At 75.3% G+C, this 14,539-nt stretch carries 11 protein-coding genes; 6 read left to right on the top strand and 5 right to left on the bottom strand.

The window, feature by feature from the left end; genetic code table 11:
- The first annotated feature begins 102 nt into the window (after positions 1-102).
- Positions 103-1,422, top strand: a complete 1,320-nt coding sequence (locus tag QPK52_RS02645) for a GAF domain-containing protein (RefSeq protein ID WP_410535311.1) — start codon at positions 103-105, stop codon at positions 1,420-1,422.
- A gap of 342 nt (positions 1,423-1,764) precedes the next feature.
- On the opposite strand, the gene QPK52_RS02640 is transcribed toward QPK52_RS02645, so the two are convergent.
- Both QPK52_RS02640 and QPK52_RS02635 read right to left on the bottom strand, forming a co-directional pair.
- Entirely contained in the window at positions 1,765-2,592 is an 828-nt protein-coding gene (locus tag QPK52_RS02640; RefSeq protein WP_410535310.1) for an MOSC domain-containing protein, read from the bottom strand.
- A gap of 37 nt (positions 2,593-2,629) precedes the next feature.
- On the bottom strand, positions 2,630-3,094 hold the full coding sequence (locus tag QPK52_RS02635) for a DUF6643 family protein (protein ID WP_410535309.1): 465 nt from the start codon (positions 3,092-3,094) through the stop codon (positions 2,630-2,632).
- 289 nt (positions 3,095-3,383) lie between these two features.
- On the opposite strand from QPK52_RS02635, the gene QPK52_RS02630 reads away from it, so the two are divergent.
- Both QPK52_RS02630 and QPK52_RS02625 read left to right on the top strand, forming a co-directional pair.
- Complete coding sequence (locus QPK52_RS02630) at positions 3,384-4,646, top strand: TerD family protein (RefSeq protein ID WP_410540167.1); 1,263 nt, start codon at positions 3,384-3,386, stop codon at positions 4,644-4,646.
- Positions 4,647-4,728: 82 nt separating this feature from the next.
- Complete coding sequence (locus tag QPK52_RS02625; RefSeq protein ID WP_410535308.1) at positions 4,729-5,520, top strand: glutamate racemase; 792 nt, start codon at positions 4,729-4,731, stop codon at positions 5,518-5,520.
- Positions 5,521-5,597: 77 nt separating this feature from the next.
- Here QPK52_RS02625 and QPK52_RS02620 read toward each other — a convergent pair whose 3' ends face one another.
- Positions 5,598-6,626, bottom strand: coding sequence for an O-antigen ligase family protein (locus QPK52_RS02620; protein WP_410535307.1), 1,029 nt, complete (start codon positions 6,624-6,626; stop codon positions 5,598-5,600).
- A gap of 193 nt (positions 6,627-6,819) precedes the next feature.
- On the opposite strand from QPK52_RS02620, the gene QPK52_RS02615 reads away from it, so the two are divergent.
- The 3 genes from QPK52_RS02615 (at position 6,820) to QPK52_RS02605 (ending at position 10,294) form a co-directional block, all read left to right on the top strand.
- A complete protein-coding gene (locus QPK52_RS02615; RefSeq protein WP_410535306.1) occupies positions 6,820-7,299 on the top strand; it encodes an NUDIX hydrolase in 480 nt (159 codons plus the stop codon).
- A gap of 55 nt (positions 7,300-7,354) precedes the next feature.
- Entirely contained in the window at positions 7,355-8,203 is an 849-nt protein-coding gene (locus QPK52_RS02610; RefSeq protein ID WP_410535305.1) for a 3-hydroxybutyrate dehydrogenase, read from the top strand.
- Positions 8,204-8,305: 102 nt separating this feature from the next.
- Positions 8,306-10,294 carry a helix-turn-helix domain-containing protein gene (locus QPK52_RS02605; RefSeq protein ID WP_410535303.1) on the top strand — a complete coding sequence of 663 codons (1,989 nt, stop codon included), beginning with the start codon at positions 8,306-8,308 and terminating at the stop codon, positions 10,292-10,294.
- A gap of 37 nt (positions 10,295-10,331) precedes the next feature.
- Here QPK52_RS02605 and QPK52_RS02600 read toward each other — a convergent pair whose 3' ends face one another.
- Together QPK52_RS02600 and QPK52_RS02595 are read right to left on the bottom strand one after the other, a co-directional pair.
- Entirely contained in the window at positions 10,332-11,768 is a 1,437-nt protein-coding gene (locus QPK52_RS02600; protein ID WP_410535301.1) for an MFS transporter, read from the bottom strand.
- Positions 11,769-12,041: 273 nt separating this feature from the next.
- A complete protein-coding gene (locus QPK52_RS02595; RefSeq protein ID WP_410535299.1) occupies positions 12,042-13,937 on the bottom strand; it encodes an ATP-binding cassette domain-containing protein in 1,896 nt (631 codons plus the stop codon).
- Between the last annotated feature and the right edge of the window lie 602 nt (positions 13,938-14,539).

Here is a 14,539-nt window from a genome sequence, read left to right as displayed (position 1 = left end):
CGCCGCCGGGGCGGAGGCCGCGCTCCGTGACGAGCGCCCGCGCGACACTCCGCGTCCGCCGCCCGGTTGCCGCGGCGCCCTCCCCGGCAGCACGATGGCGGCGTGTTCAGACAATGGCTGGCGCTGGAGGCGGGTGCGGACCCGGCCGAACGGTCCGGAGCGGTGCGCCGCGCCCACGAGGCGTTCCTGGCCGGGGGAGCGGTCGGCGCGCCCGTGCGCCGACTGATAGCCGACTCCTGGCAGCGATCGGCCAGGGCGTCGGTCGCAGCGGACCAGATGGCCCCCGTGGACCTCGCCGACGACGACCTCGACGCCCACCGCCGGGAGCACCTCCTGGGCCGGGTCATGCCGCTGTTCCGGGAGCTGCTGGGAGGCATCGCCGAGGACGGCGCCCATCTGCTGTCGGTCTGCGACGAGCAGGGCCGTGTGCTGTGGGTGGAGGGCCACGCGGAGGTCAGGCGGCGCGCGGAGCGGGTGAACTTCGTCCCCGGCGCCCGCTGGTCCGAGTCCCACGCCGGGACCAACGCCCCCGGCACCGCGCTCGCCCTCGGACATCCGGTGCAGATCTTCGCCGCCGAGCACTACTGCCGCCCCGCCCAGCCCTGGACCTGCGCCGCGGCCCCCGTCCACGATCCGCGCACCCGCCGGGTGCTGGGCGTCGTGGACATCACCGGCGGCGACCACCTCGCCTCACCGCACAGCCTCGCCCTCGTCCAGGCCACCGCCCGGGCTGCCGAGGCACAGCTCGCCGCCCTGCTCCCGGCCGCCGCCCCGGTCCGCACCCTGGAGGCCCTGGGCCGCGACGGCGCCCTGCTCCGCACCGGCCGGTCCGATGCGCCGGTACGGCTGGGGGCGCGACACAGCGAGATCGTGCTGCTGCTCGCCTCCCACCCCGAGGGGCTCTCCGGCGGCCGGCTCGCCCTGGAGCTGTACGGCGAACGCGACGTCAGCCCCGTCACCCTGCGCGCCGAACTGTCCCGGCTGCGCGGGGTGCTGGGGCCGCTGCTGGCCTCCCGCCCGTACCGCCTGACCGCCCGGGTGCGCACCGACCGCGACACGGTGGCCGAGGCGCTGGACGCCGGCGACCTGTCCACCGCGCTGGCCGCCTACCGCGGTCCGCTGCTGCCGCTGTCCGAGGCGCCCGGGGTGGTGCGGATGCGGCGGCAGCTGGAGGACAGGCTGCGGCGGGCGCTGCTCGCCCGCCGGGACCCGGAACTGCTGGACACCTGGGTGCGCACCCCCTGGGGGGAGGACGACCTCCAGGCATGGGAAACCCTGGTCGGCGCGCTGCCCCCGGAGGCCGGGGCGGTGCCCGGCGCACGGCTGGAAGCTCTGCGCGACGCCTACGGGATCGGACGTCCGCGGGGGGCGGGCGCCCCGCGCAGCCGGGGCGCAACGTTCCCGCAACCTCCCGTTGCCTAACGTGGCGGTGCGCCTTCGCCGTCCGGCCGCCCATGGGCGGCCGGTGCGGTGCAGCCTCCGTGTTCCGTTCCATGGGGACGCCTTCGGAAAGGCTCCCGGCCGCCCGGCGGCGCCCGGGCCCTGCCCGGGCCGATCGCCCCGTGGCCGCCGGCGCCGGGAGGGGCCGCCCGCTCGGGCGGGGCGCACCCGGGGGCGGGGCGTGGAGCGGCGCTCCTCTCCCGGACCGCCAGGTGGCACGGCGGGGCCGCACGACCTGCTTGACGGCGAGCAGGACGAACGGCGCCCGGTGGGGACCCCGCGTGTGCGGGGCCTCATCCGGCCCCGCCGTGCCACCCGAGTCGGTCAGTCCAGGACTTCCAAGGGGTCTCCCGTGTGCAGGGTGCCGGTGTTCTCGGGAACGAGGAGCTGCCCGAACAGCAGCCGGTCGCCGGAGCGGCGGTGCCTGGCCAGGGTGCGCAGCGGCTCCTTGCCCCGCTCGGCCGTGGCCTGGTCGGTCGTGGTCACCACGCAGCGGCCGCAGGGCTTGGCCACCCGGAAGGACACCTCGCCGATCCGGATGCGGCGCCAGGCGTCCTCGGACCAGGGCGCGGTGCCCTCGACGACCACGTTGGGCCGGAAGCGGTCCATCGGCAGCGGACCCTCGTCCGGGTGATCCCCCTGCTCTATCAGCAGATTGAGGGCGTCCAGCGACGACACCGTGGTGAGCAGCACCGGGAACGAGTCGGCCAGGTTCACCGTTTCGCCGGGGCGGCCGTGCGAGGAGGTGACCGGACGCCGGTGCTCGGGCGCGTCCATGTGGACCAGCCGCGCATCCGTCCCCAGATACTCCGTCAGCCAGCCGTGCGCCTCACCGGACGCGGGCACCGCCTCCACCTTGGTGCGCCACACCTCGAACACCTCGGTGCCCGAGGCCGGATCCGGCACCTCGACGGTCAGCGGCGGCATCCCGGGAGCGGACAGCCGCAGGCCGCCACCGGGCAGCGGCTCGGCGGCGGCCAGTGCGAGGCGCGGGTGCCCGCGCTGGGTGAGCGGTGCGCCGTCGGGACCGGCCGCCATCCAGCGCCGGTCCCCCGACAGTCCCCATGGCTCCACGACGGCACGGGCGGTGCCGGCGCCCGCGAACGACTTCACCGGGTAGACGTTGAGCGCGGCCAGTGTGGACGTGGTCATGCGCCCATCCTGCCACCCGGGTCGGACAGCCGGCGGGTCAGTAACCGCGCCCCTGGTACGAGTGGCCGTAGGGCTCCTCGTACGAGCCGGGGTACGGGTTCTGGGCGGGCGCCGGGCGGGCGGCGACCGGACGCATCTGCTGCGGCTGCGGCTGCTGCGGGTAGCCGTACCCGCCGCGCGGCGCGGTGGCCTGCTGCGGGATGTACGGCGCGGGCGCCTGCTGCAGCGGCGCGGGCTGCTGGACCGGCGCGGGCTGCGGGTAGGCCGGGGCCGGGTAGCCCCGCGCCGGCTGCGACTGGTAGGAGGGCCCCGAGGGCAGTGCGGGCAGCGCGGCCGGGAGGGCGGGCAGATGGTCCGAGGTCTCGTACGGGGAGGCCGGAACGCGTATGGGTGCGATCTGAGGGGTGCCCCGCTCGGCGACCAGGCTGTCGTAGATCGGGGTGTCAGCGAAGGACGGCGCGCTGTAGTAGCCACCGCCGTAGGTGCTGCGGGGGGACGTCATACTCATAAGTTAAGCCCACGATGTGCTGGTTGGGGAGAGCGAAAAGAAGGTCATTTGACGGGTTCTCCGCGGTCATCGGCCGCGGCTTTGGTCAAAGGCGAAGAAAACGGTCATCCCGCCTGCTCCGGAGCGAGAGGGCCGGAGAGCGGACCGGCGGAGGCCGGCGGGGTGTCCGGCGGGGAAAACCGGTTCCCGCGCGTCCCGGCAGGCGGCCCGCTGCAATAGGTTTGGTGGTCCGGGGAAACGCGGAGGACGCGGACGGCCCGGCCACGGAGGGGGAGGCATGACCATGCTCAAAGGCGCCAACGTCCCGGTTCCCGCGGACTCGGTCCGGGTCGAGGTGGGATGGCGCACCGGGCCGGGGGTGCCGGACGTGGACGCCTCGGCACTGCTGCTGGCCTCCTCGGGCAGGGTCCGCTCGGACGGCGACCTCGTCTTCTACAACCAGGCGCGGCACGCCTCGGGCGCCGTGCGCCACGAGGGCAAGCGCCCCGCGGGCGGCGCCGTGACCGACACCCTCGCCGTGGACCTCGCCCGCCTGGAGCCCGCCGTCGAGAAGGTCGTCGTCGCCGCCTCCGCGGACGGCGGGGACTTCGGCCGGGTGCCGGAGCTGTGCATACGGGTGCTCGACGCCGGCAGCGGGGCCGAACTCGCCCGGTTCGACAGCCGGGACGCCACCGTCGAGACCGCCTTCGTCCTCGGCGAGCTCTACCGCAGGCAGGGCGCCTGGAAGTTCCGGGCCGTCGGGCAGGGCTACGACAGCGGACTGGCCGGCCTCGCCACCGACTTCGGGATCACCGTCGACGAGCCGCAGGCGCCGCCGTCCCGCTCCGCACCCGCGGCCTCCTCGCCGGGGGCCCCCGCCCCGGCGTCCCCCGTCACCGCCGCGCCACCGCGGTCCGCGCCGCAGCCGGTGCGGCTGAGCAAGGTCACCCTGACCAAGGAGGCCCCCACGGTCTCCCTCGCCAAGCAGGGCGGCACCTCCGGCACGATGCGGGTCAACCTCAACTGGCAGACGCACAAGCAGTTCAGGGGCTGGGGGAGCAAGCTGGGCCGGGCCATGGCGATGCACGCGGACCTCGACCTGGACCTGTGCGCCCTGTACGAGCTCACCGACGGCAGCAAGGGGGTCGTCCAGGCCCTCGGCAACGCCTTCGGGGCACTGCACCGTCCGCCGTACATCCACCTCGACGGCGACGACCGCACCGGCGCCGTGGAGACCGGCGAGAACCTCACGGTCAACCTCGACCACAAGGAGAGGTTCCGGCGTGTCCTGATCTTCGTCACGATCTACGAGGGCGCCCGCAGCTTCGCCGGACTCCACGCCACGGTGACGCTCACCCCGCAGCACGGCGCGCCCGTCGACTTCTCCCTCGACGAGTGCACCCTTCCCTCCACCGTCTGCGCCCTGGCGCTGATCACCAACCAGGGAGGCGACCTCGTCGTCCAGCGCGAGTCGCGCTTCCTGGTGCCCGAACGCGGGATGAGCCCGCAGCGGACGGTGGACCAGGCCTACGGCTGGGGCATGCAGTGGACTCCCGGCCGCAAGTGACCTCCCCGGGCGGCCGCGCGCACGGCGCCGACCGGGCCGTCCGGCGGGCGCCGCGCCCGCCCGTGCCCGTACGCTGTGGTCCGTGAGAATCGCGCTTCTGGACTCCGGGATCGGGTTGCTGGCCGCCGCGGCCGCGGTGCGGCGTGCGAGACCCGACGCCGACCTCGTCCTGTCGTCCGCCCCCGACAGCATGCCCTGGGGGCCGCGGACCGCCGAGGACATCACCGCCCGCGCCCTGGACTGCGCGCGGGCGGCGGCCGCGTACGGGCCCGACGCACTGATCGTCGCCTGCAACACCGCCTCCGTGCACGCCCTGGAGGTGCTGCGCGCCGAGCTCGAGCCCGCGGTGCCGGTGGTCGGCACGGTGCCCGCCGTCAAGCCGGCCGCCGCCGCGGGCGGGCCCCTGGCCGTCTGGGCCACCCCCGCCACCACCGGCAGCCCCTACCAGCGCCGCCTCATCGCCCGGTTCGGCAACGGGGCCGAGATCACCGAGGTGCCCTGCCACGGACTGGCCGACGCCGTGGAGAAGGGGGACGAGGCCGCCGTCGACGCCGCCGTCGCCGCGGCCGCCGCCCTCACCCCGCGCGCGGTGCGGTCGGTGGTGCTGGGCTGCACCCACTACGAACTGGTCGCCGAGCGCATCCGCGCCGCCGTCGGATCCCCGCCGGCCCCCGATCCGGTGCTGTACGGCTCGGCCGCCGCGGTCGCCGCCCAGGCGCTGCGGCGCATCGGCGCGGAACCGGACCCGGCGGCGCCCCCCACCGGCGGTCTGACCGTCCTCCACAGCGGCAGGCCCACCGAGCTTCCCGCCCCCGCACGCGGTTACGCCGAGGGGCGGCTGCTGGTGGCGGACCGCGCCGTACGGGCCGGCTGAGCCGGACAGACCGAGCGGACCGGCCGGGCCCCGCGCCCCCGCCGGGCCCACCGCGCTCCGCTCGCCACCGCGGCCCGCTACGGGACCTCCCCGCCCTCCCCGGCGGTCGCCAGACCCACCAGCAGCCCCGCGCCCATGGTGATCTGGCTGAAGCTCAGCGCGTTGCCCACGCTCGCCACCGCGGCCAGTCCCGTGAGCGCCGCGCCCGCCGCCAGCACCACCGGCGTCGGGCGCGGCGACCGGTACAGCGCGAGCAGCACCCAGCCGAAGGCGGCCCCCAGCAGCAGCACACCGGGCACCCCCTGCTCGGCCGCGGCCTGCAGCGGTGCCGAGTGGGGCTTGCCGTCCGGGGCGGCGCCCTGCTCGGCGGCCCGGTTCAGCGTGCCGAACCGGTCGGGCCCCGCGCCGCGCATCGGATGCTCCGCCGCGAGCGCCAGGGCCTCCCGCCACAGCACGATCCGCTGCGAGGTGAGGGGCTCCTGGAGCGGCCTCTCCAGCGCCGCCGGCAGCACGCCGCCGGCCACCGCCCAGACGGTGCCCGCCACGGCCGCGGCGGCCGCCGCCAGAGCGGTCAGCGCCGGCGGTCTGCGGCGTATCCGGCCCGCGGCCAGCGAGCACAGCAGCACCCCGAGCGCCGCGGCGCACCCGGCGGGCGAGCCGGTCGCCAGCGCCGCCGCCGCGACCGCCAGGACCAGCGTGTGCAGCAGCCGCCGCGCCCGCGCGCTCCCGGCCGCCCACGCGGCGCAGCACGCCGCGCCCGCCGTGAGCACCGCCAGGGCTGCCTCGGCGCCCGTCCGGCCGGCCGGCACGGTGGCCGAAGGATCCGGCAGCGGGAAGGCGGGGGAGAGCAGGAGCGAGACCAGCCCGGCCAGAGCCGCCCCGGCGGGCGCGGCGGCCGGCAGCAGGGACCCCCCGATCCGCCCGCAGGCGTACCCGGCGGCGACCGCCAGCACCGCCAGCAGCACCCCCTCCGGCCGGGCGTCCCGCCCGGCCGCGCACAGCAGCACCCAGCCGGCGCAGCAGCCCAGCACCGCGGCACCGGCGACATCCGGCACGCCGCTTCGCTCCGGTGCGGCGGACAGTGATCCGAGCGCCGGTGAAGCCATCGTCTGCGACTCCCCGAGACATACGGCCGCCGCGCCGGGCCCGGAGGTCTTCCGGGCGCCCGCCGCGGGCCGTGACGTGGGGGACACCGTAGCCCCTGGGGCCGACACCGGGATACGATCCGGCGGCAACGGGTCCGCCCCGTACCCGCGAGGCCGCCCGCGGCCGGCGGCGAGGGGTCCGTACGCTCACGGTATGGCGACTCCCGATTTCATCCGCGAGCTGCGCACCGGCGTGGGGCGGCAACTGCTCTTCCTGCCCGGCACCAGCGCCGTCGTCTTCGACGACGAGGGCCGCGTCCTGCTCGTACGGCGGGCCGACACCGGCCACTGGTCGATCGTCGGAGGCATCCCCGAGCCCGGCGAGCAACCCGCCGACGCCGTGGTGCGCGAGGTGTACGAGGAGACCGCGGTGCGGGCCGTGCCCGAGCGGCTGGTGCTGGTGCAGACGCTGGCCCCGGTCCGCTACCCCAACGGCGACGTCTGCCAGTTCGTGGACATGTCCTTCCGCTGCCGCGCGGTGGGCGGCCGGGCGCGGGTCAACGACGAGGAGTCCCTGGAGGTGGGGTGGTTCGGCCCGGACGAGCTGCCCCCGCTGGAGGAGTTCGCGCTGACGCGCATCGAGCGGGCGGGGAGCGACGGACCCACGTGGTTCCAGACCACCGCGGGGGAGTGAAGTATGGGTGCGACGCACATCGGTGGGGAAGCGGCCGCTGCCTAGGGTGCTGGCCATGACCGCGCCGCGAACTCCGCGTACCGTCCCCCCGTCCCCGTCCCCGTCCCCTGCCTCCGGCCCGGCTCCGGGCGTCCCGGCCGTGCCGCTCGACCTCGCCGGGCGCACCGCCCTGGTCACCGGCGCGGCCGGAGGCATCGGCAGGGCCTGCGCCCTGCGGCTGGCCGCCGCGGGCGCCGAGGTCCGCGCGGTGGACCGGGACGCCGAAGGACTGCGGAGGCTGGCCGAGCGGGCGGAGGGTCTGCCCGGCGCCCTGAAGCAGGTCCACCTCGACCTCACCGACCTCGACGCCGCCGAGCGGGCCGCAACCGGCACCGATGTGCTGGTCAACAACGCCGGTCTCCAACTGGTCCGCCCCATACAGGACTTCCCGCCGGACGTCTTCCGCACCGTGCTGACGGTGATGCTGGAGGCCCCCTTCCGGCTGGTGCGCGGCGCCCTGCCGCACATGTACGGCCGGGGCTGGGGACGGATCGTCAACATCTCCTCGGTCCACGGGCTGCGCGCCTCCGCCTACAAGTCCGCGTACGTCAGCGCCAAGCACGGGCTGGAGGGGCTGTCCAAGGTCGTCGCGCTGGAGGGAGCCGCGCACGGCGTCACGTCCAACTGCGTCAACCCCGCCTATGTGCGCACCCCGCTGGTGGAGCGGCAGATCGCGGACCAGTCCGAGGCGCACGGCATCCCCGCCGACCGCGTGGTCTCCGAGGTCATGCTCGCCGACGCCGCCGTCAAGCGGCTGATCGAACCGGAGGAGGTCGCCGAGGCCGTCGCCTACCTCTGCGGCCCGCAGGCGTCCTTCGTCACAGGCGCGTCCCTGGTGATGGACGGCGGCTGGACGGCGCACTGACCCGCACACCGGCGCAACCGGCCCGCACACCGGCGCGCCCGGCGCACACGCCCGCGCACCGACCCTGGCGCGCCCGTACCACCGGCAGGTATCCCTGTGCCCATGTCCGAGCACCACGCCGCCGAGCCCACCGCCGAGTCCGCCGCCGGATCGGCCGCCCGACCGGCCGCCGAATCCGTGCCCCTGGCGTTCCTGGAACTCCTCGCCCGCGGTGCGCCCGCCGAGGAGTACGAGCGGCTCGGCCGGCCGGACGGCACCCCCGCGGCGGACCGCGCCCGGCTGCTCGCCCTGCGGGTGCGCTCCGAACTGGAGGGGCGCCGCAGGCGCGAGGCGGAGCTGACGGCGCTGTTCGCCACCGCGCACGACCTGGCGGGGGTGCGGGAACTGGACGACGTGCTGCGCGCTATCGTCCAGCGCGCCCGCTCCCTGCTGGGGACCGAGGTCGCCTACATGACCATCAACGACCCCGAGGCCGGCGACACCTACATGCGCGTCACCGAGGGATCGGTCTCCGCACGCTTCCAGCAGCTCCGCCTGGGCATGGGGGAAGGGCTGGGCGGACTGGTCGCCCAGACCGCCCGCCCCTACGTCACCGACGACTACATGCGCGACGAGCGCTTCCTGCACACCCGCAACATCGACTCCGGGGTCAGCGACGAGGGTCTGGTGGCGATCCTCGGAGTGCCGCTGATGCTCGGCCGCGAGGTGATCGGCGTGCTCTTCGCGGCCGACCGCCGCCCCCGCGTCTTCGACCGCGAGCAGGTCGCGCTGCTGGCCTCCTTCGCCGCCCACGCGGCCGTCGCCATCGACACCGCCCGGCTGCTGGCCGAGACCCGCGAGGCGATGGCCGAACTGGAGGCCGCCAACGCCATCATCCGCGACCGGAGCGCCGCCATCGAACGCTCCTCGGAAGTCCACGACCGGCTCACCGAACTGGTCCTGCGCGGCGGAGGCGTGGGCGACGTGGCCGCCGCCGTCTCCGAAGTCCTCGACGGCGGTGTGGAGTTCGCGGAGATCTCCGAAGAGGGCGGGAGCGCGCCCGCCCGGGCCGTCGAGCGATCCCGCCGCGACGGCCACGCGGTGCGCGACGGCGACGCCTGGGTGGCGGCCGTCTCCGCGGGCGGCGAACTGCTGGGCGCGCTGGTGCTGCGCGGCCACCGCGAACTCGACCCCATGGACCAGCGCACCCTCGAACGCGCCGCCATGGTCACCTCGCTGCTGCTGCTCGCCCGCCGCTCGGCGGGCGAGGCCGAGCAGAGGGTGCGCGGCGAACTCCTGGACGACCTGCTGGACGCCGCCGACCGCGACCCCCGGCTGCTGCGCGAGCGCGCCGCCCGGCTCGGCGCCGACCTCGACGTCCCGCACGTCGTCCTCGCTGCCCGGCTGGACACCGACGGCGGCACGGGGCGGCGGGAGACCACCGACCGGCAGCGGCTGTGGTCGGCCGCCTCCCACCTGGCCGCCACCCGGCACGGACTGGCCGCCGCCCGCGAGGGCGGCACCGTCCTGCTGCTGCCGCTGGCCGGCGGGGAGGCATCCGGAGGGTGCGCGGTCCCCGGGGACCCCAGGGAGCCGGGGGATCCCGGAGGCACGGCCCGGCAGGTCGCCGCCCAGCTCGGCGCGGCCGTCCACGCCCCCGTCACCGTCGGGGCCTCCCCGCCGGTGCCCGCGCCCGCAGCCGATCCGGCGGCGGTGGCCGCCGCCTGCGACGAGGCCCGCCGCTGCCTGGACACCCTGCGGCTGCTGGGCCGCCTCGGCGAGGGCGCGGCAGCCGGGGACCTGGGCTTCCTCGGGCTGCTGCTGGCCGACGGCCGGGACATCGGCGGCTTCGTCCGCCGTACCCTCGGCCCGCTCCTGGAGTACGACGAGCGCCGCGGCACGGATCTGGTGGGCACCCTTGAGGCTTACTTCGCCTCCGGCTCCAGCCCGGCCCGCACCAAGGACGTTCTCCACGTCCACGTCAACACCGTGGCCCAGCGGCTGGAGCGGGTCGGGCGGCTGCTGGGGAGCGACTGGCAGTGCCCGGAGAGGGCCCTGGAGGTGCAACTCGCGCTGCGGCTGCACCGGATGTCCGCCGCCGTCGCCCGCTGACCGCCCGGCGGGAGGGGCGGTCGGCGGGCGACGGCGCTCAGCGGCCGTCAGCGGAGGAGGAGACGCCGCGCGGGGCCGCAGCCATGCCGGAACCCCCCGGCTCCTCGGGTTTCCCCGGTTCATCGGGCTCGCCGATCCGCTCCAGATCCCGCATCCGGGTCTCCTTGGCCACCCCGACCGCGAGCATTGTGAGCAGCGCGGCGGCGATCACGTACAGCGCCACCGGCGTCGAGCCGCCGAAGTCCGCCAGCAGGGCGGTGGCGATCAGCGGTGCCGGGGCGCCGGCGGCGACCGACGAGAACTGCGCGCCGATCGAGGCCCCGGAGTAGCGCACCCGGGTCGCGAACAGCTCGGAGAAGAACGCCGCCTGCGGGGCGTACATCGCACCGTGGAGGACGAGCCCGACCGTCACCGCCAGCAGCACCGCGCCGAAGGACTCGGTGTCGATCAGCCAGAAGAACGGGAACGCCCACAGACCCACCCCGGCGGCGCCCAGCAGATAGACCGGCTTGCGGCCCCACCGGTCCGACAGCGCGCCCCACACCGGGATCGTCGCGAAGTGGACGGCGGAGGCGACCAGCACCGCGTTGAGCACGGTCTGCTTGTCCATGTCCAGGTGCTTGGTGCCGTAGACCAGGACGAAGGCGGTGATGACGTAGTAGCTGATGTTCTCCGCCATCCTGGCGCCCATCGCGATCAGCACGTCGCGCCAGTGGTGGCGCAGCACGGCCAGCAGCGGCATGGCCTCCGCCTTCGCCGCCGCGGCCCCGGCGTTCTCGGCGGTCCTGCGCGCCTCGGCCTTCGCCAGCGCGGCCTTGAAGACCGGCGACTCGTCGACCGACAGCCGGATCCACAGGCCGACCAGCACCAGCACCCCGGAGAGCAGGAACGGCACGCGCCAGCCCCAGGAGACGAACGCCTCCTCCGTCAGCACCGCCGTCAGCACCGCCAGTACGGCGGTGGCCAGCAACTGGCCCGCCGGAGCGCCGGTCTGCGGCCAGGACGCCCAGAAGCCGCGCCGGCGCGCGTCGCCGTGCTCCGACACCAGCAGCACCGCGCCGCCCCACTCGCCGCCGAGCGCGAAGCCCTGCATCAGCCGCAGCACGGTCAGCAGGACGGCCGCCGTGGAGCCGAGCTGGGCGTGGGTGGGCAGCAGCCCGATGGCGAAGGTCGCGCCGCCCATCAGCAACAGGCTGATCACCAGCAGCCTCTTGCGGCCGAGCCGGTCGCCGTAGTGGCCGAAGACCAGCGCGCCGACCGGGCGGGCGACGAAGCCGACCGCGTACGTCAGGAAGGCCAGCAGCGTACCGACCAGCGGGTCGGACTCGGGGAAGAACAGCTTGTCGAAGACGAGCGCGGCGGCGGATCCGTAGAGGAAGAAGTCGTACCACTCGATGGTGGTGCCGATCAGGGACGCGGTGACCACGCGCCTGAGGTTGGAAGGAGCGGGCGGGGCGCTTGCGGGTGACGGCATCGGCACCACTTCCTGATACTCGACGGGGACGTTCGTGTGCCGCCACACCGTAGGAAAGCCCAGGTCGCGGGCGTATGTGGTGGGACACCACAGTTCCGCGCTCCGCGGTGCGCGCGCCCGCCATGCCGCGGGGCGGGCGCGCGGCCGCCGCACCCGGTGCCGGGCACCCGGAACCGGAGGACCTTCTCTCGTGGCTGCGGCCAGGGCAGCGGTGGCGTCTGCTTCCCTGGCCGCGGTGGTCCGGCGGAGGTCAGGTTGGGGTCGCCGCGTTCCTCACCGGTCCTTGGACAGGGCGACGAGTTCGGCGAACAGGCCGCCCGCGTCGGCCAGTTCCTCGTATCCGCCCTGCTCGATCACGCGTCCCTCGCTCATGACGATGATGCGGTCGGCCAGGCGGGTGTTCTCCAGTTGGTGGGTGACGACGATGGTCATGCGCTCGGCGGCGATGCGTTTGATCTCCAGGAAGATCTGGTGCTCGCCGCGCGCGTCCATCTGGGAGGTCGGTTCGTCCAGGATCAGCAGGGGGGTCTGCCGGTACAGCGCCCTGCCGCAGGCCAGGCGCTGCCACTGGCCGCCGGACAGTTCGGCGCCGCCCCACAGCTCCTTGGCCAGGAGGGTGTCGAGCCGCCGGGGCAGTTTCTCGACCGTCTCGCGCATGCCGACGGCGTCGACGGCCTCCCACACGGGGGCGTCGTCGTACGTTCTGGGCTGGCCGAGGGTGATGTTCTCGCGGGTGCGCAGGGGCCAGCAGGCGAAGTTCTGCGGGACGAGGGCGGTGCGCTTCCACACCGCGTCGGGGTCGGCGGCGGCGAGGTCGGTGCCGTCCCACAGGACGCGGCCCTTGTCGGGCAGGAGGATGCCGGTGATGAGCTTGGCCAGGGTGGACTTGCCCGAGCCGTTCTCGCCGACGATGGCCAGGATCTCGCCGCGGCGCAGGGTGAGGGAGACGCCGGCGACGGCCGGCTCGTCCTTGCCGGGGTACTGGTAGCGGACCTCCTCCAGCCGGATCTCCTCCACCCGGTCGGGAATGGCCGCCTGGCCGCGCCGGGGTGCGCGGTCGGCGGCCAGGTCGAGGAAGGAGCGCATGTCGGCCAGGTAGAGCGAGGTGTGGAACATCGCGGCGCCGTGGACGACGAACTGGGAGAGCGCGGCCAGGGTGGTCTGGACGGCGACGACCGCGGTGGCGGCGACGGGCAGGGCCACCCGTCCGGTGGTGGCCAGCCAGGCGAGGGTGGCCCAGGTGCCCAGCAGGAACACGCCGCCCAGGGCGCTGGTGGCCAGGGTGATGCGCAGCATGCGGGGCGCGGCGGTCAGGGTGCGCTGGTCGATCCGGTCCGACAGGGCGCGGTACCAGTGGACGAGGTAGCCGGTCATGCCGTTGGCGCGGACCTCGTCGCCGTAGCGGGAGTAGGTGGCCCACCAGCGCATCATGGAGCGCACGTTGCGGTCGCCGACGTTGAGGTAGTGGGTCTCGTAGTCGACGCGGGCGGACAGCACGGCGCCGACGCCGGCGGGGATCACGGCCAGCAGGAGCAGGGGCAGCATCATCGGGTGCAGGGCGGTGATGACGCCGCCGGCGGCGGTCATGCGGACGAGGGCGGCCATGAACCGCTGGCCGTCCTGCACCATCAGCCGGGTACGGGTGACTCCGACCTCGGCGGCCTCCTGCCGGTCGGCGAACCCGTCCTCGCCGTACGCGGAGGCCTCCACGCGGCATACGGCGGCCACCAGCGCGATGTCCGCCTCGGTCGTCAGCCGCGGGGTGATCCGCCCGTCGGCGTAGGAGGCCAGGGCGCCGCTGATCCGGCCGAGTCCCGCGGCGGCCGTCACGACGGCCAGGGCGGGCAGCGCGCCGTGCAGGCGTTCGGATGCGGTGCCGGTGCCCAGAAGGTGGGTCATGGCCTGCGCGGTGAAGGCCAGGACGGTCGCGGCCGTGGCGCCGGCCAGCAGCTGGCATGCCAGCAGGAGCACGACGCAGTATCTGTCGACGGCCCAGGCCATGCGCGCGGTGTGTCCGAGCACGGCGGGCAGGCGCCGGCACATCGCCCCGAAACCGGCTTCTGCCAGGGGGTTCTTGCCGTGCTTGCCCTCGAAGGTGATGGTGGCCGGTGGTGGCGGGGGAGGCGTATCCGTATCCGTGTGCGTGGTCGGGGCGTTGGTCACCGTCATCTGCGTCTCTCCTTGCGGGTCGGCACCGCACCCGGGTGGCCCGGCGGTGCACGGCATAACGACGCGGCGACGGAACCGAACGCGCTCGATTTCGGACGTGCCGGACCCCTTGCGCGGCAAGGGCACCACCACTCGGCCACCGCGCCGAAGCCCTCGCCGAGCGCCGGGGGTTGGCCGAATCGCCGGCGCCCGGAACGCAAGGGGCCTGCGGGGCCTCCGGTGTCCGGCAGAGCGTGTCGGCGGTCAGGGCCGGGCCATGGAGACACCCCCGTTGCGCCCGGCCGGTGAGGAACTCGGTATGCGACGGCGGGCAGCGGTGCGAATGCCCGGCGGGCGACGGCCACCGGATGGTGGACGAGAGGCGTGGCGGTCTTGGTGGTGGTGGCCGAGGGGCCGGGCAACGACGGAGGCAGGGGCTTGAGGCACGAGCCGGCGGACCGCCGAGGCTCGGCCACGCTGGATGGGCACTCCGACGTCCCGGGGGAGGCCGAGCAGGCCGACCCGGTTCATCGGCTGTCCGGGTTGCCGGCCGGGGAACAGCCGGGCCCGGCTGCGGCTGCCCGCCCGGGCGAGGGGACGATGAGGGTGCCCCGTTCGCGGAG

This window comes from Streptomyces sp. KL2 (assembly GCF_046529545.1).
Classification (GTDB): domain Bacteria; phylum Actinomycetota; class Actinomycetes; order Streptomycetales; family Streptomycetaceae; genus Streptomyces; species Streptomyces radiopugnans.
The sequence above is the reverse complement of the archived record's forward strand: the minus strand, read 5'-3'. Positions and strand labels throughout refer to the sequence as shown.